This window comes from Halomonas flagellata (assembly GCF_022487945.1).
GTDB classification, from domain to species: Bacteria; Pseudomonadota; Gammaproteobacteria; order Pseudomonadales; family Halomonadaceae; genus Halomonas; species Halomonas flagellata.
In genome coordinates, this window is record NZ_JAKVPY010000005.1 from 86,067 (window position 1) to 109,177 (window position 23,111).

Annotated in this window: 21 protein-coding genes; 14 read left to right on the forward strand and 7 right to left on the reverse strand. The window is 69.1% G+C overall.

Annotated elements, in window-relative coordinates; translation table 11 throughout:
- Positions 1-42: 42 nt before the first annotated feature.
- From MKP05_RS05445 to MKP05_RS05465, 4 genes are read right to left on the reverse strand one after another with little or no spacing between them, the layout of a single operon-like run.
- On the reverse strand, positions 43-693 hold the full coding sequence (locus tag MKP05_RS05445; RefSeq protein WP_240567379.1) for a response regulator transcription factor: 651 nt from the start codon (positions 691-693) through the stop codon (positions 43-45).
- 31 nt (positions 694-724) lie between these two features.
- Positions 725-2,296 carry a PAS domain-containing sensor histidine kinase gene (locus MKP05_RS21745; RefSeq protein ID WP_276316527.1) on the reverse strand — a complete coding sequence of 524 codons (1,572 nt, stop codon included), beginning with the start codon at positions 2,294-2,296 and terminating at the stop codon, positions 725-727.
- Positions 2,296-2,958 carry a 2OG-Fe(II) oxygenase gene (locus MKP05_RS05460; protein WP_439108967.1) on the reverse strand — a complete coding sequence of 221 codons (663 nt, stop codon included), beginning with the start codon at positions 2,956-2,958 and terminating at the stop codon, positions 2,296-2,298. Before MKP05_RS05460 ends, MKP05_RS21745 begins: the two co-directional genes overlap by 1 nt.
- Positions 2,959-2,991: 33 nt before the next feature.
- Complete coding sequence (locus MKP05_RS05465; protein ID WP_240567381.1) at positions 2,992-3,636, reverse strand: CoA pyrophosphatase; 645 nt, start codon at positions 3,634-3,636, stop codon at positions 2,992-2,994.
- A 104-nt stretch (positions 3,637-3,740) separates the two neighbouring features.
- On the opposite strand from MKP05_RS05465, the gene MKP05_RS05470 reads away from it, so the two are divergent.
- From MKP05_RS05470 to tal, 12 genes are all read left to right on the forward strand, one after another.
- Positions 3,741-4,298, forward strand: coding sequence for an NUDIX hydrolase (locus tag MKP05_RS05470; RefSeq protein WP_240567382.1), 558 nt, complete (start codon positions 3,741-3,743; stop codon positions 4,296-4,298).
- An 80-nt stretch (positions 4,299-4,378) separates the two neighbouring features.
- Positions 4,379-5,329: a sugar-binding transcriptional regulator gene (locus tag MKP05_RS05475; protein ID WP_110283565.1), complete on the forward strand. Its 951-nt coding sequence runs from the start codon at positions 4,379-4,381 to the stop codon at positions 5,327-5,329.
- Between the two features lie 157 nt (positions 5,330-5,486).
- Positions 5,487-6,806, forward strand: a complete 1,320-nt coding sequence (locus tag MKP05_RS05480) for an ABC transporter substrate-binding protein (protein WP_110283566.1) — start codon at positions 5,487-5,489, stop codon at positions 6,804-6,806.
- Positions 6,807-6,878: 72 nt separating this feature from the next.
- A complete protein-coding gene (locus MKP05_RS05485; protein ID WP_240567383.1) occupies positions 6,879-7,769 on the forward strand; it encodes a carbohydrate ABC transporter permease in 891 nt (296 codons plus the stop codon).
- A gap of 20 nt (positions 7,770-7,789) precedes the next feature.
- Positions 7,790-8,698: a carbohydrate ABC transporter permease gene (locus tag MKP05_RS05490; RefSeq protein WP_240567384.1), complete on the forward strand. Its 909-nt coding sequence runs from the start codon at positions 7,790-7,792 to the stop codon at positions 8,696-8,698.
- 12 nt (positions 8,699-8,710) lie between these two features.
- Positions 8,711-9,856, forward strand: coding sequence for an ABC transporter ATP-binding protein (locus MKP05_RS05495; RefSeq protein ID WP_240567385.1), 1,146 nt, complete (start codon positions 8,711-8,713; stop codon positions 9,854-9,856).
- A 12-nt stretch (positions 9,857-9,868) separates the two neighbouring features.
- Positions 9,869-10,555, forward strand: a complete 687-nt coding sequence (locus MKP05_RS05500; RefSeq protein WP_240567386.1) for an HAD family hydrolase — start codon at positions 9,869-9,871, stop codon at positions 10,553-10,555.
- Positions 10,556-10,579: 24 nt separating this feature from the next.
- Positions 10,580-11,371 carry an L-iditol 2-dehydrogenase gene (locus MKP05_RS05505; RefSeq protein WP_240567387.1) on the forward strand — a complete coding sequence of 264 codons (792 nt, stop codon included), beginning with the start codon at positions 10,580-10,582 and terminating at the stop codon, positions 11,369-11,371.
- Positions 11,372-11,390: 19 nt separating this feature from the next.
- Positions 11,391-12,023 carry a nucleoside triphosphate hydrolase gene (locus MKP05_RS05510; RefSeq protein ID WP_240567388.1) on the forward strand — a complete coding sequence of 211 codons (633 nt, stop codon included), beginning with the start codon at positions 11,391-11,393 and terminating at the stop codon, positions 12,021-12,023.
- A gap of 51 nt (positions 12,024-12,074) precedes the next feature.
- Positions 12,075-13,562: a mannitol dehydrogenase family protein gene (locus MKP05_RS05515; RefSeq protein WP_240567389.1), complete on the forward strand. Its 1,488-nt coding sequence runs from the start codon at positions 12,075-12,077 to the stop codon at positions 13,560-13,562.
- Complete coding sequence (gene xylB / locus MKP05_RS05520) at positions 13,562-15,049, forward strand: xylulokinase (RefSeq protein ID WP_240567461.1); 1,488 nt, start codon at positions 13,562-13,564, stop codon at positions 15,047-15,049. Before MKP05_RS05515 ends, xylB begins: the two co-directional genes overlap by 1 nt.
- Before the next feature lie 43 nt (positions 15,050-15,092).
- Positions 15,093-16,046, forward strand: a complete 954-nt coding sequence (gene tal / locus MKP05_RS05525) for a transaldolase (RefSeq protein WP_110283574.1) — start codon at positions 15,093-15,095, stop codon at positions 16,044-16,046.
- Between the two features lie 9 nt (positions 16,047-16,055).
- Here tal and MKP05_RS05530 read toward each other — a convergent pair whose 3' ends face one another.
- On the reverse strand, positions 16,056-16,367 hold the full coding sequence (locus MKP05_RS05530) for a YqfO family protein (RefSeq protein WP_240567390.1): 312 nt from the start codon (positions 16,365-16,367) through the stop codon (positions 16,056-16,058).
- A 68-nt stretch (positions 16,368-16,435) separates the two neighbouring features.
- Positions 16,436-19,258 (reverse strand): AMP-binding protein, encoded by a 2,823-nt coding sequence (locus MKP05_RS05535; RefSeq protein WP_240567391.1) that lies wholly within the window; start codon positions 19,256-19,258, stop codon positions 16,436-16,438.
- Between the two features lie 390 nt (positions 19,259-19,648).
- On the opposite strand from MKP05_RS05535, the gene MKP05_RS05540 reads away from it, so the two are divergent.
- Positions 19,649-20,488, forward strand: a complete 840-nt coding sequence (locus MKP05_RS05540) for a fructosamine kinase family protein (protein ID WP_240567392.1) — start codon at positions 19,649-19,651, stop codon at positions 20,486-20,488.
- Here the strand turns inward: MKP05_RS05540 and MKP05_RS05545 are convergent, their stop codons facing one another.
- Positions 20,489-21,415: an alpha/beta fold hydrolase gene (locus MKP05_RS05545; protein ID WP_240567462.1), complete on the reverse strand. Its 927-nt coding sequence runs from the start codon at positions 21,413-21,415 to the stop codon at positions 20,489-20,491.
- A 155-nt stretch (positions 21,416-21,570) separates the two neighbouring features.
- Between MKP05_RS05545 and MKP05_RS05550 the strand changes: the two genes are divergently transcribed.
- On the forward strand, positions 21,571-23,034 hold the full coding sequence (locus tag MKP05_RS05550) for a TolC family outer membrane protein (RefSeq protein WP_240567393.1): 1,464 nt from the start codon (positions 21,571-21,573) through the stop codon (positions 23,032-23,034).
- Positions 23,035-23,111: the final 77 nt, after the last annotated feature.

Genomic DNA, 23,111 nt, shown 5'->3' on the forward strand with positions numbered 1-23,111 from the left:
TCGGTACGGTACCGCACACTCCGGTGGAAGAACCGTCTCCACCTACCGCTGCCGAGGTTCCGTCGGTAGCGCCTCCACCAGCCCCAGCGCCACGCAGATCCTGACCAGTTCGGCCAGATTGGCGGCCCCCAGCGCCTTCATGGCACGCAGCCGGTAGACCTCCACGGTCTTGGCGCTGACGCCGAGGTGGTCGGCGATCTCGCGGCTGGTCATGCCCTCGGCCACGTGGACCAGGATCTGCTGCTCCTTGGGGCGCAGGGCAACGTAGCGTGCCTGGAGGGTCTCGAGCCGCGAGCGGGCCCGGCGCTTTCGCTGGTGCTCGGCCAGCGCCTGCTGCACGCAGTCGATCAGCTGCTGGTGGTTGAAGGGCTTCTCGATGAAGTCGAAGGCGCCGGCCTTGAGCGCCGCCACCGCCATGGGCACGTCGCCATGGCCGGTCATGAAGATCACCGGGGGGGTGTCGCCGCGCTCGTTGAGCCGCTGTTGTACCTGCAGGCCGGACAGGCCGGGCATGCGCACGTCGAGCAGGATGGCGTCGTGGGCCTCGGGGGCCGCGGCGAGGAAGGCCTCGCCGTCGCCGTAGGCACGGGTCGACAGGCCCACCGATTCCAGCAGCCAGGCCAGGGAGTCGCGCAGGGCCTCGTCGTCGTCGACCACGGCGATGCAGGGCGGGGGGCTGGCGGTCTCGGTCACGCGGGGCTCCGGGCAGTCAAGGTGGGGCGAGCTACGCCGGGGGCAGCGGCGCGGGCTCGGTGAGCAGTGTACCGGCAAAGGTGGCGCCGCCGGAACCGTCGTCCGGGGCCAGCGCCAGGCGACCCCCCATGGCCTCCATCAGCGAGTGGCTGATGGCGAGCCCCATGCCCAGGCCGTCGGGGCGCGTGGAGTGGAAGGGGGCGAAGATGCGTTCGACGTCGTCCGGTGCAATGCCCGGGCCGCGGTCGTCGACCGTGAAGGTGACCTCCCGGGGGCCGCTGCGCCGTGCCCGGATCTCCACCCGATCGGCGCCGGGGTGGTTGCGGCTCGCTTCCAGGGCGTTGAGCAGCAGGTTGACCAGCACCTGTTCGAGCGCCACCGGGTCGGCCTGTACCCGCGGCAGCGTCTCGGGCAGCTCGTGCTCGAGCGCGACGCCGGCCTGGTGGTACTGCCATTCGCAGAGCCGGCAGGCGGCGTCGACCACTTCGGCGAGCGCCACCGGGCGCGGGCGCGTCTGGCCCTTGCGCACGAAGGTGCGGATATGGCGGAGCCGCTCGGCCAGGCGCTGGATCTGGTCGCTGATGCGCGTCAGCGGCAGTTCCAGGTCACCGGCCGGCCGGCCGGGGTCGGCGCGCAGTTGCATCAGGGCGCCGCTGGCGTAGTTGGCGATGGCGCCCAGCGGCTGGTTGAGCTCGTGGGCGATGTTGGAGGCCAGCTCGCCGGTGGTCGCCAGGCGGTTGGCGTGGGCGATCTGCTCCTGGTGGTGGCGGGCCTGGGCCTCGGCGGCCTTGCGCAGGCCGATGTCGCGGTTGAGCAGCGAGAGGTGGTCGGGCTCGGCGCCGGGGCCGCGGTGGGCGAGCACCACGCTGAGGACCGGCACCGGCCCCCGCGGGCCGCGCATCTCCAGCTCGCCGCTCCAGGAGCCGTAGCGGGCCACGGCGGGCAGCACGATCTCGCGCAGCACGCCCAGCGACGCCGGCGTATAGGCCTGCTCCAGGCAGGCGTCACCCCCCTCCCGGGGCAGGGAAAGCAGCCGGCGGGCGGCCTCGTTGGAGTAGAAGAGTCGCTCCTGGCCGTCGACGAAGAGCACGTAGTCGGTGGTGGATTCCACCACCCGGGCGAGGCGCTCGCGGTTGGCCTCGGCGCGGATGCGCCGGCCCACGTCGCGGGAGACGCAGAGGATGTCGAGCAGCTCGCCGGTGGCCGGGTCGCGACGGGTGCGGCTGGTGGTCTCGAACCAGACGTAGTGGCCGTCCCTGGCACGGAAGCGGTAGGTCTGCTGGTAGAAGCCGTCGTGGTAGTAGACCCGCGGCGACTTGTTGAGCAGGTCGGCCAGGTCCGACGGGTGGAAGAGGTCGTAGGCGGAGACGCCGATCAGCTCCTCGGGCTCATAGCCGAGCAGGTCGCGGGCGGCCCGCGAGGCGTAGAGGAAGGTACCGTCCCGGGCGTGGCGCGAGATCAGGTCGGTGGTGCTCTCCGCCAACCATTGGTAATGGCGTTTCTCCGCCTCGAGGGCCGCGTTACGGGCCTCCAGCTCGGCACAGCGGGCCTCGAGCGCGGCCCGCCACGACGGGCGCCGGCGGGTGTCGTCGTTGCCCGCCATCAGCGTGCCGGGTCCACCCGGCCGCCCAGCGAGGCGTTGCGCCGGAACCAGCCGGCGATGCTGGCCCGGGGCAGGCGGGTGGGCAGCACCTCGTGGGGAACGGTTTCGGAGAGGAAGCAGACGAAGGTGCCGGCCGCGGGGCGCGCCCGCGCCACCTCGCGCTCGGGGTCGATGGCGTCGAAGATCACCATCTCGCCGCCGCCGTCGGCGGGCCAGTCGGGGTTGAGGTAGGCCACGGTGGAGATGACCCGGTTGGCGCGGCCGCGAAAGCTGTCGAGATGGCGCTGGTAGAAGGCGCCGGGCGGGTAGTGGGCGAAGTGCGCCTCGTACTCGAAGAGCCCCAGGAACAGCGCCCGGTTGAGCGCGTTCTGCAGCTCGCCCATGGCGTCGAGATAGCGGCGCTGGGCCAGGCTCTCGCGGTCGAGCCAACGGATGGCGTCGCCGCGGATGTCGCGGCGCAGGGCGTGCGCCTGGCCACGGCCGATGCCGGCGGCGTCCAGGGCGTCGTGGTCGGCCAGGAGCGTCAACTCGCGGTGGAGCTCGGCGCAGAGCTCGGGGGCGATGACAGCTTCGCCGAGGTACCAGCCCTGTTCCACCAGGGCGTCGACCAGGCGGGGCAGGGCGGCGGTGTCCAGGACGGGGTGTATGAGTCGTGGAGTCAGTGGCGTGTCCCCATGCGGCAGCGGAGATGGGTGTCAGGGCGCCCGGGCCAGGCCATCCCGGGCCCGCAGGAGTCGCTCGGGAAAATAGCACAGCCGACCGCCCGCTGGCTCGCGGTGGAGGCTGATCTCGCGGCCGAAGCCCTCGGCCAGCAGTTCCACCAGCATCATGGCCGAGAGCCCCCAGATCACCTGGCCGGCGACATGGTAGCTCGGCACGAAGTGCGGTCGACCGTTCACCGGGATCACGTCGGTGTGGTGGCGACGGTCCTCGAGGAACAGCGACAGCGGCACCTCGAAGATCGCATCCAGCTCGTTGAGGTCGGGCACGAGCGGCAGGTCCGGGGGAATCAGGCCGACGTAGGGGGTGACGCTGATGCCGTACAGCGAGATGACGTCCGAGAGCCGGCCGAGCAGCTCGACCCGTTCGCGGGGCAGGGCGATCTCCTCGAGGGATTCGCGTAGCGCCGTGCTCAGCAGGTCCGGGTCCTGGGCCTCGCGCTTGCCGCCGGGAAAGGCCACCTGGCCACTGTGGGTGGTGAGGTGATCGGCGCGGCGGGTGAACAGCAGGGTCGGCTCGTGACGGTCGACGATCGGCATCAGGACCGCGGCCTGGGGCAGGTCGAGCGTCAGCCGCTGCGGCCGGTGTGCTTGCAGGCGTTCGCGAAGTTTCTCTAACATGGGGTTTCCATCGGGTTTGATCCCTTCTACCCGGCCGCCGTCGCCGGCGTCAAGCCCCGAGCCGGGCGGCTACCGGGCCGCTCGCCAGCCTGCCAGGGAGCACCATGAACTTCTGCAGCCACTGCGGCCATACCGTGCGCTTCGCCATTCCGGACGGGGATGACCGTCCGCGCTACCTGTGCGACGAGTGCGGCACCATTCATTACCAGAACCCCCGCATCGTCGCCGGTACCCTGCCGGTGAGTGGCTCGCGGGTGTTGCTGTGTCGCCGTGCCATCCCCCCGCGCCAGGGTTTCTGGACCCTGCCGGCCGGCTTCATGGAAAACGCCGAGACCACCGTCGAGGCCGCCGCCCGGGAGACCCTCGAGGAGGCCTGCGCCGAGGTCTGCATCCATGGCCTCTATACCCTGATCAACCTGCCGCACATCAACCAGGTCTACATGATCTTCCGGGCGGACCTGGCGGGCGGCTTCGGCGCCGGCCCGGAGAGCCTCGAGGTGGCGCTGTTCGAGGAGCACGAGATCCCCTGGGACGAACTCGCCTTTCCCACCATCGAGCGCACCCTGCGCCACTTCTATGCCGACCGCGGCGATGGGCATTTCCCGCTGCATATCAGCGATATCACCGCCGTGGACCGCGAGCGCTACTTCGGTTCCGCCTGACCGGGGCGGCAGCCGAGATTGTGCGGGGCGGCGGCGGTATCATGAAGAGCGTGATGCCGGGCGGAACGAGGATACAGGCCGTGGACAAGTTCGAACGCAAGCTGGACCAGGCCGCGCGGGCCGCCTGGATGTCCTATGTGGGGGGGATCACCCAGGACGAGATCGCCCTGCAGCTCGGCGTGTCCCGGCCCGGCGTGCAGCGCCTGCTGGCCCTGGCCCGCCAGGAGGGGCTGATCAAGGTACGCATCGATCATCCGATCTCCGCCTGCATGGCCATGGCCGCGGCCATTCGCGACCGCTACGGCCTGGACTATTGCGACGTGGTGCCGGCCGAGCCGGATGCGCCCGACGGCGCCGCCTACTACCTGGCCACGGCCGGGGCGGAACGGATCTCCCGCCTGGTGGTGCGCAGCGAGCCGCTGACCCTGTCGCTGGGCACCGGGCGCTCGATCCGCGCGACCGTCGAGGCCATGAGCCGTTACGATCGACCGCAGCACCGCTTCGTCTCGCTGGTCGGCAACGTGGCGCGCGACGGTTCCGCCAACCGCTACGACGGCGTCATGGTGCTGGCCGACAAGACCGGCGGCGAGCGCTTCCTGCTGCCCACCCCGGTGGTCGCCGACTCGGTGGAGGAGAAGGAGGCGATGCGCGGGCAGCGCCTGTTCCAGGCGATCATGGCGGTGGCCAAGCAGGCCGAGACCGCCTTCATCGGCGTGGGGCGCATCGACCCCCAGGCGACCCTCTTCCAGGATCATTTCATCGACGAGAGCGACCTCGAGGAGCTGCTGGGTCTCGAGACGGTGGGCGAACTGCTCGGCTGGCCGATGAACCGTGACGGCGAGGTCATCGACTGCTCCATCACCCGCCGGGTCACCAGCCTGCCGCTGGAGATGCTGCGCGAGCAGCCGCTGGTCGCCATCGCGGGCGGCCGGGAGAAGGGACCGGCCCTGCTGGCCGCCCTGCGCGGCGGTTGGCTCAACGGGCTGATCACCGACGAGACGGCGGCCCGCTATCTCACCGAGATGTCATGACGCACCGCATTATCCGCAATCGCTGATACCTGTGCCTAAAGTCTAATGCCCGAGGCTTTGCTTTTTTTCGGTGCGTAGTCGATCATTTGATTGATCGATGATCAAATTGATCAAAACGACGCGACACACAACAACACGCATCCCACAGGAGCCCATCATGAAGCTCACCCGAGCCCTGCCGCTGGCTACCCTGACGGCGGCCGTCGCCGCCGCCTCCCAGGCCCAGGCCCAGACCGAAATCACCATTGGCACGGTCAACAACAACGACATGGTGATCATGCAGAGCCTGACCGATGCCTTCGAGGAGGCGCATCCCGACATCGAACTGGACTGGGTGGTGCTGGAGGAGAACGTGCTGCGCCAGCGCATGACCACCGATATCGCCACCCAGGGCGGCCAGTTCGACGTCATGACCATCGGCACCTACGAGGTGCCCATCTGGGCCGAACGCGGCTGGCTGTCGCCCCTCGATGACCTCCCCGCCGAGTACCAGGTCGATGACCTGCTGACCTCGGTGCGCGACGGCCTGAGCAATGACGGCACCCTGCATGCGCTGCCGTTCTACGGCGAAAGCTCGATGATGTACTACCGGCAGGACCTGTTCGACGAGGCCGGCATCGAGGTGTCCGAGCAGCCGAGCTGGGAGGAGGTCCGCGACTGGGCCAGCCAGCTGCATGATCCCGAGGAGCAGCGGGCCGGTATCTGCCTGCGTGGCAAGCCGGGCTGGGGCGAGAACATGGCCTTCGTCTCGACCCTGGTGAACACCTTCGGCGGGCGCTGGTTCGATGAAGACTGGCAGCCCCAGCTCGACTCGCCCGAGTGGCAGGAGGCAATCCAGTTCTATGTCGACCTGCTGAACGACTTCGGCCCGCCTGGCGCCAGCTCCAACGGCTTCAACGAGAACCTGGCGCTGTTCTCACGGGGGAGCTGCGCCATCTGGGTCGACGCCACCTCGGCGGCCGGCAAGCTGTACGACCCCGGCGAGTCCGACGTGGCCGACCGGCTGGGCTTCGCGCCGGCGCCGGTGGCCAAGACGCCCAAGGGCTCGCACTGGCTGTGGTCCTGGGCGCTGGCCATTCCCGCCACCTCCGAGAACCAGGAGGCCGCCAGGACGTTCATCCAGTGGGCGACCTCGCGTGAGTATATCGAACTGGTCGGCGACACCCAGGGCTGGACCAGCGTGCCGCCCGGCACCCGCGAGTCCACCTACGCCAATGAGAACTACCAGGAAGCGGCCCCCTTCGCCGGCTTCGTGCTCGAGGCGATGCGCAGCGCCGATCCCACCGATTCGACCCTGGAGCCGAGCCCCTATGTCGGCGTGCAGTTCGTCGGCATTCCCGAGTTCCAGTCGATCGGCACCCAGGTGGGCCAGACGGTGGCATCGGCCCTGACCGGTGACGTCACGGTGGAGCAGGCGCTGCAGACCGCACAACGCGCCACGGAGCGCGCCATGCAGCGCGCCGGCTACCTCGACTGAGCGGAGTCTGCCGTTCCCGGCCGGGTCTTCCCGGCCGGGCCCTTTTCCCTACCTGGTTTTGCGGGTAATCCCATGAACAAGACAAGAGCTTCCGGGCGCACCGTCGGGGGTCTGAGGACCCTGTCGCTGCAGGCGCCGGCCGTCACCCTGCTGTTGCTGTGGATGATCGTGCCGCTGGCGATGACCGTGTGGTTTTCGCTGCAGCGCTACAACCTCCTGATGCCGGAGATGACCGGCTTCGCCGGACTGGAAAACTACGAATACCTGTTCACCGACCCGGCCCTCTGGTCGGCCATGGGCACGACCCTGCTGCTGGTCGGCTGGGTGCTGGCGATCACCGTGGTGGGCGGCACCCTGCTGGCGGTGCTCTTCCAGCAGGAGTTCGCCGGACGCGGCATCGCCCGGGTGCTGGCCATCTCGCCCTTCTTCGTCATGCCCACGGTCAGCGCCCTGGTGTGGAAGAACATGATGATGCACCCGTCCAACGGGGTGCTCTCCTGGGTCGCCGAGTCGTTCGGCCTGCCGGCCGTCGACTGGTTCTCCTCGCTGCCGCTGACCTCGATCATCATCATCGTGGCCTGGCAGTGGCTGCCGTTCGCGCTGCTGATCCTGCTCACCGCCATGCAGTCGCTGGACGAGGACCAGGTGGAAGCCGCACGCATGGACGGGGCCGGCCCGGTGGCGATCTTCTTCTTCATCACCCTGCCGCATCTCAAGCGGGCGATCAGTGTGGTGATCATGATCGAGATGATCTTCCTGCTGACCATCTTCGCCGAGATCTTCGTCACCACCTCCGGTGGCCCGGGACTGGCGACCACCAACCTGGCCTACCTGATCTATATCCGGGCCCTGCTCGACTTCGACGTCGGCACCGCCTCCGCGGGTGGGGTGATCGCCATCGTCCTCGCCAATATCGTTGCCATTTTCCTGGTCCGCATGGTGGCCAAGAACCTGGAAGACTAGTGTCTCGGGAGTCCCTTATCATGACGACAACGACCAAGCATGACAGGCTGGAAACGTCCTCGCGGGGCGGCGGCCAGGCAGTGCCGGCACGCAGTGCGAAACTGCCGTTCCTGGCCTCGGCCAATACCCGCAAGCTCGGCCTGACCGTGCTGGGATGGACGGTGGCCCTGCTGATCTTCTTCCCGATCTTCTGGATGGTGCTGACGGGCTTCAAGACCGAGTCCGCGGCCATTGCCGATCCCAGCCTGATCTTCTCGCCGACCCTGGAAAGCTACCAGGCGGTCCAGGAGCGGGCGGGCTACACCCGGTTCGCGCTGAACAGCGTGGCGGTGGCCTTCGGCTCGACCCTGCTGGCGCTGCTGATCGCGATACCCTCGGCCTATTCGATGGCCTTTCTCCCCACCCGGCGCACCAAGGGCACCCTGCTGTGGATGCTCTCCACCAAGATGCTGCCGCCGGTCGGAGTGCTGGTGCCCATCTACCTGATCTTTCGCGACGTCGGGCTGCTCGATACCCGCACCGGCCTGATCATCATCTATACGCTGATGAACCTGCCGATCGTGGTATGGATGCTCTACACCTTCTTCAAGGACATGCCCAAGGACATCCTCGAGGCGGGGCGCATGGACGGGGCCACCACCTTCCAGGAGGTGTGCTTCCTGCTGCTGCCGCTGACCCTGCCGGGCATCGCCTCCACCGGCCTGCTGTCGGTGATCCTGAGCTGGAACGAGGCCTTCTGGAGCCTCAACCTGACGTCTTCCAAGGCGGCCCCGTTGACCGCCTACATCGCCTCCTTCTCGAGCCCCGAGGGGCTGTTCTGGGCCAAGCTCTCCGCGGCCTCGACCATGGCCATCGCGCCGATTCTCGTCTTCGGTTGGCTGACCCAGAAACAGATGGTGCGTGGCCTGACCTTCGGCGCCGTCAAGTAAAGGAATCCCATCATGGCAACACTACAACTCAAGCAGATCACCAAGAGCTTCGGCGACACCGACGTCATCAAGGGCGTCGACCTCGAGGTCAACGACCGCGAATTCGTGGTCTTCGTCGGTCCCTCCGGCTGCGGCAAGTCGACGCTGATGCGCATGATCGCCGGGCTGGAAAGCGCCACCTCGGGCGATATCCTCATCGACGGGGCGCGCATGAACGAGGTGGGGCCCGCCGACCGCGGCCTGGCCATGGTGTTCCAGAGCTATGCGCTCTATCCGCACATGACCGTCGAGGACAACATGGGCTTCAGCATGCGCCTGGCCGGCGTGCCGAAGGAGGCGCGACGCGAGAAGGTGCTCGAGGCGGCGAAGATCCTGCAGCTCGAGCCCCTGCTGGACCGCAAGCCCAAGGCGCTCTCCGGTGGCCAGCGCCAGCGCGTGGCGATCGGTCGGGCCATCGTCCGCAACCCCAGCATCTTCCTGTTCGACGAGCCGCTCTCCAACCTGGATGCGGCGCTGCGCGTGCAGATGCGCATCGAGCTGGCGCGACTCCACGAGGAGCTCGACGCCACCATGATCTACGTCACCCACGACCAGATCGAGGCCATGACCATGGCCGACAAGATCGTGGTGCTGCACGACGGCGTGGTCGAGCAGGTGGGCTCGCCCATGGAGCTCTATCACCATCCGTGCAACCGCTTCGTGGCCGGCTTCATCGGTTCGCCCAAGATGAACTTCCTCGACGTCGACCTCGTCCAGTCGGGCCCCGAGGGGGTGCGCATCCGGCTCCCCGGCGGCGAGGCGTGCACGGTGCCGGTGGATGGCAGTCGGCTAGCGGTCGACTCCCCGCTGGAGCTGGGCATCCGTCCCGAGCACCTGCAGCTCGACGACCAGGGGCCGCTGGCGGGCGAGATCAAGGTCCTCGAACGCCTGGGCGGCCAGACCTCGCTCTATGTGCAGATGGGCGAGGCGATGGTCACCCTCATGACCGACGGGGACGTGGCCCATCGCGTCCACGACAAGGTGCGTTTCGGCTTCGCACCGGGCCGCGCCCACCTCTTCGACGCCGAGACCCAGGCGCTGCCCAGCCTGCACCAGCATCCCCTGGCCGGCCTCACCCGCCACGATAACCGCTTGTCTTCCACAAGCGGTTGCCAGTGACGGGGAGCGTCCATGGATACCCTGATCTTCGACTGCGACGGCGTGCTGGTGGACAGCGAGGCGATCGCCGAGGCCACCCTGGTCGGGCTGCTGGGGGAGTGGCTGCCCGACCTGGCCGCCGACACCGTGCTGCGCCAGGCCCTGGGCATGACCACGGCCAACATCCTGGGCCACCTGGAGCCGCTGAGCCGCCATCGGCTGCCGGCCGACGCCACCGAGCGGGTCGATCGGACCATCGAGGCGCGGCTGGCCAGGGAGCTCGAGGCCATCGACGGCGTGGCCGCGGCGATCGCCTCGCTGCCCCTGCCCAAGGCGGTGGTCTCCAACAGCCGCCGCCGCCGCGTCCTGGCCTCGCTGGCCACGACCGGCCTGGATCGGTTGATTGGCGAGTCGCCGGTCTTCACGGCGGACCAGGTCGCCTACCCCAAGCCCGCCCCCGACCTCTACCTGCTGGCGGCCCGTGAGCTGGGCTGTGCTCCCGCCGACTGCCTGGTGGTGGAGGACAGCGTCTCGGGCGTCACCGCGGCCCACGCCGCCGGCATGACGGTCATCGGCTTCACCGGGGCCAGTCACGTCGAGCCGGGGCAGGCGCGTCGACTGGTCGAGGCCGGGGCCTGGCGCATTCTCGACCACATGCACGGACTCGAGTCGATGGTCGATGACTGGCGCCACGCCCGCCTGCGAGCCGCGGCTCGCTAACCCAATCACAAGAGGCAGGAACCAATGAAACTCGACAGCAAGACAAGCGTGATCACCGGCGGTGCCCGCGGTATCGGCCTGGCCATTGCCGAGCGCTACCTGGACGAGGGCGCCAATGTCGTGGTCGCCGATATCGACCAGGCCGCCATCGACGAGGCGGCAGCGAGCCTCACCGCCCGGGCCGAAGGCGAGGCGGGGCGGGTGATGGGGGTGCGCCTGGACGTCTGTGACCGGGCATCGGTCGATGCCATGGTCGCCAGCGTCGGCGAGCGCTTCGGTGGTATCGACATCCTGGTCAACAACGCCGCCATCTTCGACATGGCACCGGTGCTCGAGGTGACCGAGGAGAGCTTCGACCGGCAGTTCGCGGTGAACACCAAGGGGCTCTTCTTCACGCTCCAGGCGGTGGCCAAGGCCATGGTCGCGCGGGGCCGGGGTGGCAAGATCATCAACATGGCGTCCCAGGCCGGGCGTCGCGGCGAGCCGCTGGTCAGCGTCTACTGTGCCAGCAAGGCGGCGGTGATCAGCCTGACCCAGTCCTGCGGCCTGTCGCTCATCGCGCACGGCATCAACGTCAACGGCATCGCGCCGGGGGTGGTCGACACCCCGATGTGGGACGAGGTCGATGCGCTCTTCGCCCGTTACGAGAACCGTCCGCTCGGCGAGAAGAAGCGCCTGGTGGGGGAGGCGGTGCCCTATGGTCGCATGGGGCGCCCCGAGGATCACGCCGGGGCCGCGGTCTTCCTGGCCTCCGACGACAGCGACTATGTGGTCGCCCAGACCCTCAATGTCGACGGTGGCAACTGGATGAGCTGACGACAAGAGACAAGACGACATGACACCCAATATCCATGACGTGGCAGGGCGGGTGCTGGAGGCGGCGGGCGATCGCCGTCGCTTCATCGTGGCCCTGGCGGGGCCGCCCGCCGCCGGCAAGTCCTTCCTGGCGGGCTGGCTGTGCCGTGAACTCAACGCCCGCCAGGCCGACTGCGCCGCGGTGGTGCCGATGGACGGCTACCACTACGACAACGCCGTGCTCGAGCCCCGGGGGCTGGTACCCGTGAAGGGGGCGCCGGAGACCTTCGACTGCGACGGGCTCAAGCACGACCTGGAGCGCATCCGCCGCGCCGATCGCAGCGTCGCCGTGCCGGTGTTCGACCGGCCCCTGGACCTGGCCCGGGCCGGCGGCCGGCTGATCACCCCCGAGCACCGCATCGTCATCGTCGAGGGCAACTACCTGCTACTCGACGAGGGCCCCTGGCCCACCCTGCGTCCGCTGTTCGACATGACGCTGTTTCTCGAGGTGCCCGATGAACTGCTCGAGGCGCGCCTCATCCAGCGCTGGCGGGAGATGGGCCAGGACCAGGCCGGCGCCATCGAGCGCACCCGCCACAAGGACATGCTCAATGCCCGGCTGATCAAGGCGGCCTCGGTGGCCGCCGACCTGCACTGGGCCGCGAGCGACTGATCCCCCATTTCCTCATACGACGCCATCGCCACGAGCGGCAGGAGACCCTTCATGACCCGACTCAACAACGCCAACCTGGGCCGGCTGGCCCCCGAGGTCGCCACGCCCCGCTATGACCGCGGCGCCGTCACCCCCGGCATCGTCCACTTCGGGGTCGGCGGCTTCCACCGCGCCCACCAGGCCATGTACCTCGACGAGATGATGAACCGCGGCGAGGCGCTGGACTGGGGCATCGTCGGCGTCGGCGTAATGCCCGGCGACCGCCGCATGCAGGAGGCGCTGGCCGCCCAGGACCACCTCTATACCCTGGTGGTCAAGCACCCCGATGGCCGCCGCGAGCCCCGCGTCATCGGCAGCATGATCGATTACCTGTTCGCCCCCGACGACCCGGAGGCGGTGATCGCCCGGATGGTCGACCCGGCCACTCGCATCGTCTCGTTGACCGTCACCGAGGGCGGCTACAACTTCCATCCGGTCAGCGGCGCCTTCGACCTCGATACCCCCGAGGTGCAGCACGACCTGGCGCATCCCGCCTCACCGAAGACCACCTTCGGGCTGATCACCGAGGCGTTGGCGCGCCGCCGCGAGCGCGGCCTGGCACCCTTCACGGTGATGTCCTGCGACAACATCCAGGGCAACGGCGAGGTGGCGCACCGCATGTTCACCGCCTATGCCCGGGCCCGCGACGGCGAGCTCGGTGCCTGGGTCGCCGCCGAGGTGGCCTTTCCCAATTCCATGGTCGACCGCATCACCCCGGTGACCGCGTCCGCCGATATCCAGGAGCTGGCCGGTCGTTTCGGCGTCGATGATGCCTGGCCGGTAGTCTGCGAGCCCTTCACCCAGTGGGTGCTGGAGGACCGCTTCGTCGCCGGGCGTCCCGCCTTCGAGGCGGTCGGCGTGCAGGTGGTCGACGATGTCGAGCCCTACGAGCTGATGAAGCTGCGCCTGCTCAACGCCAGCCACCAGGCGCTGTGTTATTTCGGCTACCTGGCCGGCTACCGCTACGCCCATGAGGTCTGCCGGGACCCGCTGTTCGTCGACTTCCTGCTCGACTACATGCGCCGCGAGGGCTCACCGACCCTGGCACCGGTGCCGGGCGTGGATCTCGAGCAGTACCGGCTGACCCTGATCGAGCGCTTCGCCAACCCCGAGATCAAGGACACCCTGGCGAGGCTGTGTGCCGAGAGCTCGGATCGCATTCCCAAGTGGCTGCTGCCGGTGATCCGCGAGCAACTGGCCAAGGGCGGCGAGATCCATCGTTCGGCCGCGGTGGTGGCCAGTTGGGCCCGCTATGCTGAGGGTGTCGACGAGCGGGGTGAGCCCATCGAGGTGGTCGACCGCTTGAAGGACGACCTGAGGCGCCTGGCTGCCCGGAACCGCGAGCAACCGGCCGCCTTTATCGAGAATCGCGAACTGTTCGGGGATCTGGCCGAGAGCGAGCGCTTCCGCACGGCCTATCTCGAGACCCTGACATCGCTTCACGAGCGCGGTGCGCGTGCCACACTGGAAGCGCTGGTTTCGGTACGAGGATGTGCGTGATGTATATCGGAGTGGATTGCGGTACCCAGAGCACCAAGGTGGTGGTGCTCGATGTCGAGGGTGAGCGCATCCTCGGCGAGGCGAGTCGTCCCCATCGCCTGATCGAGGGCGAGAACGGGCGGCGCGAACAGCGGCCCGGCGAGTGGGTCGAGGCACTGCGCGGCGCGCTCAATGAGGCGGTGGCCAGGGCCGGCATCGACAGCCGGGCCATCCGCGCCATCGGCGTGTCCGGCCAGCAGCACGGCATGGTGGCGCTGGACGCCCGGGGCGAGCCGGTCCATCCGGCCAAGCTGTGGTGCGATACCGAGACGGCCGCCCAGAATGCCGAGCTGGTCGCGCGGCTCGGGGGCGAGGCGGGTTGCCTCGACAAGCTCGGGCTGGTGCTGCAGACAGGCTATACCGCCTCCAAGCTGGCCTGGCTGCGTGACACCCGGCCCGACGCCTACCACCGCATCGACAGCCTGCTGCTGCCCCACGACTACCTCAACTTCTGGCTCACCGGCGAGCGGGTCACCGAGGCCGGCGACGCCTCCGGCACCGGCTATTTCGATACCCGTTCACGGCGCTGGCGTGAGGACGTGTTCGCCGAGATCGCGCCGGAGCTCGATCCGCCCCGCGTGCTGCCGCGGCTGATCGAGGCCCATGAGCCGGCCGGTACGGTGCGCCCCGAACTGGCCCGGGAGCTGGGGCTGGCCAACGATGTCCTGGTGTCGAGCGGGGGAGGCGACAATATGCTCGGTGCCATCGGCACCGGCAATATCCGCCCGGGCCTGGTGACCCTGAGCCTGGGGACCTCGGGGACGGTCTGCGCCCATTCCCCCGAGCCCGTGGTGCCCGACAGCGCCATGGTCGCCAACTTCTGTTCGAGCAACGGCGGCTGGCTGCCGCTGGTCTGCACCATGAACGTGACCTCCGCGACGACTCGCGTGCGCGAGCTGTTCGGGCTCGACCTGGCGACCTTCGGCGAACGCCTCGCCAGCGCCCCCATCGGCGCCGAGGGCGTCACCGTGTTGCCGTTCTTCAATGGCGAACGGGTGCCGATGCTGCCCGAGGCCACGGGGAGCTTCCTGGGCCTGACCAGTGTCAATACCACCCAGGCCAACCTCTGCCGGGCGGTGGTCGAGGGGGCGACCTTCGGCATGCGCTATGGCCTGGAACTGCTCGGCGGGCTGGCCGAGGGGGCCAGCCAGATCCGCCTGATCGGCGGTGGCGCCAAGAGCCCGGTGTGGCGGCAGATGGTTGCCGACATTACCGGCACCCAGGTGATCTGCCCCGAGATCACCGACGCCGCGGCGCTGGGCGCGGCGCTGCAGGCGGCCTGGTGTCATCAACGCGAGCAGGGGGTGACCCTGGAGCAGCTCTGTACACGGCTGGTGCATCTCGACGAACGCTCCCTGGCCGACCCCGACCCGGCGAGTGTTGCCGCCTATCAAGGAGTCTATGCTCGCTACCGTGAGGCCCTCGCCGAACGTCATGCCGTCGCCTGATGACGTGCCGGCCCATCCCGACTTCCGACATATGGAGCCACCCATGCCTTCTCGACTCGACGCGCTCAAGCAGCACTCCCTGGTAGTCGCCGACACCGGCGATCTCGACGCCATCCAGCGCTACCGGCCCCAGGATGCCACCACCAACCCCTCGCTGCTGCTCAAGGCCTTCGACCTGCCCGGCTACCAGGAGCTGATTGCCGAGACCCTGGACGCGGTCAAGGCCGAGGGCGGCGATCGCCAGCAGCAGGTCGAGCACGCGGCGGACCGGCTCGCCGTGGCCAAGGGCGCGGAGATCGCCAGGCGGGTGCCCGGCCGCGTCTCCACCGAGGTCGCGGCCAGGCTGTCCTTCGATACCCGGGCCAGCATCGCCAAGGCCCACGAGCTGATCGCGCTCTACGAGCGCCACGGTGTGGGCCCGGAGCGCGTGCTGATCAAGCTGGCCTCGACCTGGGAGGGCATCCGCGCCGCCGAGGTGCTGGAACGCGAAGGCATCAACTGCAACCTGACCCTGCTGTTCAGCGACGCCCAGGCCCAGGCCTGCTTCGACGCCGGTGTCTACCTGGTCTCGCCCTTCGTCGGCCGGGTCACCGACTGGTACAAGAAGGAAACCGGGCGCGACTACGCGCCGGACGAGGACCCGGGCGTGCAGTTCGTGCGCGGCGTCTGCGCCCGCGCGAGCCGGGGCGGCTACGACACCGTGGTGATGGGTGCGAGCTTCCGCACCACCGGCCAGGTGCTGGCGCTGGCCGGTTGCCCGCGGCTGACCATCTCGCCGGCGCTGCTCGAGGAACTCGCCGCCAGCGACGGCGAGGTGGAGCGCCGGGTGGTGATGGAAGACGCCAGCGGCTCACGGCCGGCACCGCTCAGCGAGCCCGCGTTCCGCTGGGGCCATAACCAGGACGCCATGGCCAACGACAAGCTGGCCGAGGGCATTCGCCGCTTCGATGAGGACCAGCGGACCCTGGAGGCGCGGATCGATCGGCGGCTGGGATAGAGTGCCTGGCTAGAACGCCTCCAGCCGCCAGACATCGAAGGCCGGCTCCTCGTAGGGGTGGGCGGCCCTGAGGGCGGCCACCGCCTTGCGGATCAGGGCGTCGTCGCAGACCAGCTCGACCTTGAGCTCCTCGACCCGCTCCAGGTCGCCGACCCGGCCGATATGCGGGTCGGCCCCGGCGAGCGGGCGAAACTGCCCGGTGCCCGGGGTCTGGAAGCAGCAGGCCTCGTAGTCGCCGATGCGCCCGGCGCCGGAGGCGAACACGGCTTCCTTGACCGCCTCGGCGTCTTCCCGGGGGACATAGAAGGCTAGCTTGTACATCTCGGGGCTCCTTTTCTCGTGGGGTGGACGCGGCGGAGCGCGCGCGTCCTGTCGGGGCGGGGGCGTCGTCAACGCTCGCCGCGGTCGGGCTCCCCGCTTTCGGCAAGGATGAACGATCGGGCGGCGTCGCGCAGCCTGACCGCTTCCGTCCAGCCACCGGTCGTCGGCTGGAGCGCCTCGCCGACATGGACCCTCACCCTGCCGTGTCGTGGAAACCATTCGCGACCGCGCAGCACGGCACGGGTGCCCTGCAGGGCCACCGGCACCACGGAAACCCCCGCCTGGGCGGCGGTGACGAAGGCGCCCATGTGGAAGTCATCGATACCGGCCTCCGCGCGGAAGGTCCCTTCGGGGAAGACCGCCAGGGCATCGCCGCCGGCCACGGTCGCGATGAGGTGGTCCGTTTCCCGGGTGGCCTGGCGGGGGTCGAAGCGCTCGATGAACAGTGCCCCCATGCGCGTCAGCATCAGCCGGGGGAGGGCGTGGGCCTGGAGCTCGGCCTTGGCCAGGTAGCGAAACCCGCGGGGCAGCGTCGCCGTCAGCACCAGGGCGTCCAGGTAGCTGGAATGGTTGGCCACCACCACGCAGGGGGCCCGTCGGGGCAGGCGGTCCACGCCATGCCGCTCGATGCGCAGGCCGGCGAGCATGGCGGCCAGGCGGGCGACATGGTGCGCGACGCGCCAGCGCCAGGCAAGCCGCGGCAGGGGAAGCACCAGCACGCCTACCAGGACGACACCCAGGCCGAAGACGCCCCAGGCATGGCCGGCATAGAGGCACTCGCCGAGCCATCTCAGGTGCAGCCGAGTGCGCTGCACACCGGCCTCCATCGCCAGGCCGAGCGTCTGGCGCCAGACGGGCGCACCGGGCTTGCCGAGGCGGCCACTGCGGTAGAGCGCGGCGGTGGCCGTACGGCGAATCTTGCCGCTGGAGGTCTTCAGCACGCTGTGGGGGGGCACCAGCCGGATGACATCGGCGGGGATATTGACGATGTCGACCGTGACCTCGCGGATCGCCCGGGTGAGCCTGTCGCGCTGGGCTCGGCCTGCGACGTTGGTCTCTGCCACCACGACCAGCTCCTCGATGCCGCTTTCCGGGTCGAGCTGGCCGAACACCGCCACGCACCCCTTCCTGATCCCTTCGATGCGGCCGATGGCTTCCTCGAGGTCGTAAGGGTAGATGTTGCGCCCGCCACGCACCAGCACATCCTTGACCCGGCCGCTGATATGGAGGTCGCCGTCGGCGAGGTAACCGCGGTCGCCGGTGCACAGCCACTCGCCGTCGAAGAGCTCGCGGGTGGCCTCCGGGTTATCGTAGTAGCCCGCCGTGGCCGAGGGGCCGCGGAACTCGATGTCGCCCTCGCGCCGCTCCGGTAGCTCGCTGCCGTCGCGGGCGACGATGCGGATCGCGTAGCCCGGCAGTGGTGGACCGCAGTTGACGAAGGTCAGGGCCGCTTCGTGGCTTTGGGCCGGGTGCGCCTCCTGCCGTGTCGTGAAGGTTTCGTGCTCGACCCGGTCGAGCGCGAGGCCGCGGCCGGGCGGGGAGATGCACAGCCCCACCGCCGCCTCGGCCAGGCCGTAGACCGGCATCAGCGCTTCAGGGGCCAGGCCACATGGCGCCAGGGCCTCGGCGAAGCGCTGCATGGTGCGGGGGCTGACCGGCTCCGCTCCGTTGAAGGCGACCCGCCAGCTGCTCAGGTCCAGCCCCTGGAGTCGCTCGGGCGTCAGGGCGCGAAGGCAGAGCTCGTAGCCGAAGTTGGGGCCTCCGGAGAGGGTGGCCCGGTGGTGATGGATCAGCTCGAGCCAGCGCAGCGGGCGGACCAGGAAGGCGAGCGGCGACATCACCACCAGCGGAATGGCGTGGTAGAGGCTGCCGAGCCAGGCGCCGATCAGGCCCATATCGTGGTAGAGCGGCAGCCAACTGACGAAGACGTCCCGGGAACTCACCTCCAGGCGCTCGCCCATGGCGCGGATGTTCGCCAGCAACTGGCCATGGGTCAGCATGACCCCCTTGGGGTCGCCGGTGCTGCCGGAGGTGTACTGCAGCAGCGCCAGGCTCGACGCTCCGGGTGGCTCGGCGTTCGCGCCTCCGGAAACGCTCGGCCCGGCGAGCTCCGCCACCGTGACGATGGCCGACAGCCGCGGCGCCTCGGCGCGCAGCAGGCGTGCTACGTGGCGCGCCTCGGGCACCGTGATCAGTACCCTCACGCCGGCACTGGTCAGGATCCGCCCGTGGCGCCGCAGGTGCTCCTCCAGCTGGGCCGGCCGGGCGGGCGGATAGATGGGCACCGGCACGGCGCCGGCGCACAGGATGCCGAAGAAGGCGATGAAGTAGTCCGGCTCGGTGGGCAGCATCAGCGCGATGCGATCTCCTGGTCGCGATCCGCGCTGGCGAAGTGCCGCGGCGATGCCCTGCGCGCCCCGGGCGAGATCGGCGTGGCTCAGCGTCCGCGGCGTGTCATCGCTGCCATGGATGTGAAGATGGACACGGTCCGGGTGGCGTGCCAGGTGCCAATCCAGCACCGCGTTGAGGCTGTCGGCGGCGACGGGAGTGCCTTCCACTGGCTCGCTGTCCGCCGCGGCCGGGATGGGCGGTGTCTCGCGGTCGGTGCCCGGGGTGGCCAGCAGGATCTCCAGCAGCGCCGCCGGGGTGTCCGCCATCAGGGCGGTCTCGGGCAGCTTCGTGCCGAAGGCGTCCTCGAGGCGCAGCAGCAGTTCCGAGCGGGCCATGCTGTCGAGGCCGAGGTCCCGGTCCAGGCGCGCGTCCAGCGTCGGTCGGCCGGCCGCGCCGCGGTGGGGCCGCGTCTCGCGCACCAGGGCGTCGATTACCTCGAGCAGCCGGTGCTGCATTGCCTCGGCTTGTCGTGCACGCCGGGTCTCGTCGGGTCGGGCCATCGGTGACCTCGCGGCTTGCCCTGCCTCCGTCCCAGTGACGCCGGGGATGAGGCGACTTGGCACTGTCTGAAAAGTCGGCGAGCGATGGTCAGGGCTAGGCCCGTTCCCTACGGGCCCACGCATTTCCCACATCCGTGTGGGTCACAAAGCAAAAATTAGCGGAAAGTCGGAGTTTACGGAGTGTAAATGAGTGCTTTGAGCTGATTTTTAACGCCGTATGGCCGAGCGCAGACACTTTTCGTACAGAGCCTAGTGTAGATGCCGGCCGGGGAGCATGCAGGGAGTTCCCTCGCGCGTCGGGCAACCCGGTGTCGGGGCTCCGCGCCGGCGTGTCTTGATTTAGACCCCGGGAGTGGCGAGTCTGTGGCACTCGGGCCAAGGAGAAAATGCATGCAAGCCGATCTCGTGGAACTGCTGGAGCGTCATGGGCTGACGCCGCAGGGTGAGCTTCGCCCCCTGGGCGGCGGCGATATCGCCGCGGTCTACCGCCTGACCACCGCCCAGGGGGCGGTAGTGATCAAGCATGATGCGCCGGCACGCCTGGCCGGTGAGGCGGAGGGGCTGCAGGCGCTGCGCGCGGCCGGCACCCGGCTGGTCGTGCCCGTCGTGCTGGCCCAGGGCGAGGGCTGGCTGGTGATGGAGGCGCTGGAGGCGGTCTCCCGTGCCGCGGGCGACGAGGCCCGCCTGGGCGAAGGACTGCGCGAACTGCATGCCCGTACCGGCTCCGAGCACGGCTGGCCCCGGGACAACGCCTGCGGGAGCACGCCCCAGCCCAATGCGCCCCTCGCCGATGGCCGGGCCTTCCAGCGCGAACGGCGCCTGCTGCCACTGGTCGAGGCCTGCCGGGCGCGGGGGGTGCTCGATGGCCGCCTGCGCTCTCGGCTCGAGGCCATCGCCCATGGCCTGGAAGGGTGGCTGCCGGACGCCCCGGCGAGCCTGGTCCACGGCGATCTCTGGTCGGGCAATGTGCTCTTCACGCCGCAGGGGCCGGCGATCATCGATCCGGCGGTGTACCGTCACTATCCGGAGGTGGACCTGGCGATGCTGACGCTGTTCGGCTCGCCGGGCGAGGCCTTCTTCGAGGCCTACTGGAACGGCGCCGCCCCGGCCGACTGGCCGAGGCGGGAAGCGCTGTTCCAACTCTATCCGCTGCTCAACCACCTGCTGCTGTTCGGCGGTGCCTACCGCAGCGGAGTGGAGCGCACGGTGGCGCGGCTGGAGGCGGCCTGATCAGTCGGCGCGAAATTCCTTCAGCCAGGCGATGCCGCGCTGCCACCAGGGCCGGTCGTGGCGCCGGTCGGCGGCCGGCAGCAGGTCGCGTCGGGGGCGGGTAAGGAAGTCGGCGATGGGGGCAACCTGGCTCGCTCGATCGAGCATGGGGGCATGGCCGCAGCCGGGTACCTCGAGGCTGACCAGGCCGGGATGGACCTCGGCCATGCGCGCCACGCTGTCGGCGCGCAGCAGCGGCGAGGTCTCGCCGCGGATCACCATCAGCGGGCAGCGGATCGCCTGCCAGTCGGCCCAGGTGTCGCGGGGGGTGTCATGGACGAATTGCTCGCCGATGCGCGGATCGTAGTGGTAGGTCCAGCTGCCGTCGGGCAGGCGGCGGGCGCTGTCCAGCGCCAGGCGGCGCCAGGCATCGTCGCCCTCGATGCCGAAACCGACATAGTGGCGGCGCAGTTCGGCCTCCAGGTCGCCGAAACGGCAGAAGCGGTGGGGTACGCCGAAGTAGGTGGCCAGCTCGGCCAGGCCGTCGGGGTCGAGCTCGGGCCCCACGTCGTTGAGCACCAGGCGCTCGATGCGCCCGGCGGTGTCGGGCTCGGCGGCCAGCAGCATGCCCAGCAGGCCGCCCATGGAGGTGCCCACCCAAGGCACCCGCTCGAGGCCGAAGTGATCGAGCACCGCCACGGCCACCGTCATGTAGTGGGAATAGAGGTAGTCGTGGGCGGGGTAGAGCGACCAGCTCGACAGTCCACGCCCGGGGGTGTCCGGGGCCAGGATCCGCCACCCGGGGCCGAGCTCGCGGGCCAGACCGGCGAAGTCGCCGCCATGGCGTGCCAGGCCATGCCAGGCGACCAGGGTCCTCGGTGCCCGAGGGTGCCAGATGCGAACCGCCACCTCGAGCTCGCGCACCCGGACCAGCTCCAGTGCATCCATCATTGCCTCCCTCGAAGGGCTATGCTGCATGGCAGCATAGCGGACTTTTCGGCGTTACGGAAAAGTTCCACATTTTGAGGTCGCGGTGCGATTGATTCGTCATAAAAACATGCGAGAATGTATGTATGTTCTCGCTCCAGATCAAGGATGAGCCGATGATGCGTTTTCGCCCCCCCCGTCACTCACGTCGAACCGGCAGGCGGCTGTCCCGCCGGGCCTTGTTGCCGGCGCTGATCGCGTCGGCCTTCGCAGCGCCGCTGCAGGCGGCCGACCTGTTGACCATCACTCGCGATGCCCTGGACAACAATGCCGAGCTGGCGTCGGCACGTTCCCAGTTCGGCAGTGTGGAGGCGGGCCGGGACGTCGAGCGTGCCGACCTGCTGCCCCAGGTCGACGTACGTGGCAACGCGGCCCACTCGCAGCAGTACGAGAGCCAGGTGGCCGAAACGACCGGGGGCGGTGCGGATCGCTTTACAGCCGATGATCGCTACAACAGCGTGAGCCTGACGCTGGAGGCCTCACAAGCCCTCTTCGATGCGCGCAACCGCCGTGAGCTGGCGCAGGCCGAGCGCCAGATCGACGAGCAGACCTATCAGCTGGCAGCCACCGAGCAGCAGGTGTTGCTCGACGTGGCCACGGCCTACTTCGAGATCCTGCGCGCCTACGAAGTCCTCGAGGCCCGGCGGGCCCAGGAACGCGCCATCGGCCGCCAGCTGGAGCAGGCCCGGGAGAGGTTCGAGGTGGGGCTCATCGCCATCACCGAGGTGGAGGAGGCCCAGGCCAGCTTCGACCAGGCACGGGCGGATCGCATCGTCGCAGAGAGCAACCTGCAGGTCAGGTTCGAGGCACTGGAGCGCCTGACCGGCCAGCGCTACGCGAGCATCGATGCCCTGAGTGGCGAGATGCCCATCGAGCCACCGACCCCCCGCGGTCGCGACCACTGGGTGGAGCTGGCCGTGAACAACAACCCCCTGGTGTTGGCCAGCCAGGCCGGTGTCGAGGTCTCGCGCAGCGGGCTCGACATTGCCCGAGCGGAACGCCTGCCGACTGTCGATGCCTTCGCCAACTATAACTACGCCGACGATGACCGGGAAGGCATTCAGGGTGTGACCTCCATCAGCCAGGTTGGCGTGGGCATCAGCATGTCGCTCTATACCGGGGGACGCACCAGCGCCAGCATCCGCCAGAATACCTACCTGCTGGAGTCCAGCCAGTACGATTTCGAGGATCAGCGTCGCGACACCATCCAGCAGGTTCGCTCGCTCTTCACCCAGGTCAGCAACGATGTCTCGACAGTGGAGGCCCGGGCCCAGGCGATCGTCTCCAGCGAGAGTGCGCTGGATGCTACCCGGGCGGGCCATGAAGTGGGCACGCGCAATATCGTCGACGTGCTGAATGCCGAGCAGGACCTCTCCAACGCCATCGCCGACCATGCCGAGGCGCGCTTCGATTACGTGATCAACCTGCTCAGCCTGCGCCAGCAGTCGGGCACCCTGGATGTCCCGGCCATGGAAGCGCTGAATGACTGGCTGGACGGCGGCAACGTCTCCTTCACTCTGCCGGAAGAGAGCGATGGCTATGACGAGGCCATGGAGATCGGCGAACCGCCGCGTCCCTGAGGTCGGTCACTAGTCGCCTAACGTTTACATCCATACACGTATGGATGTAAGGTTCGCCCACTTATCCGCAGTACCCG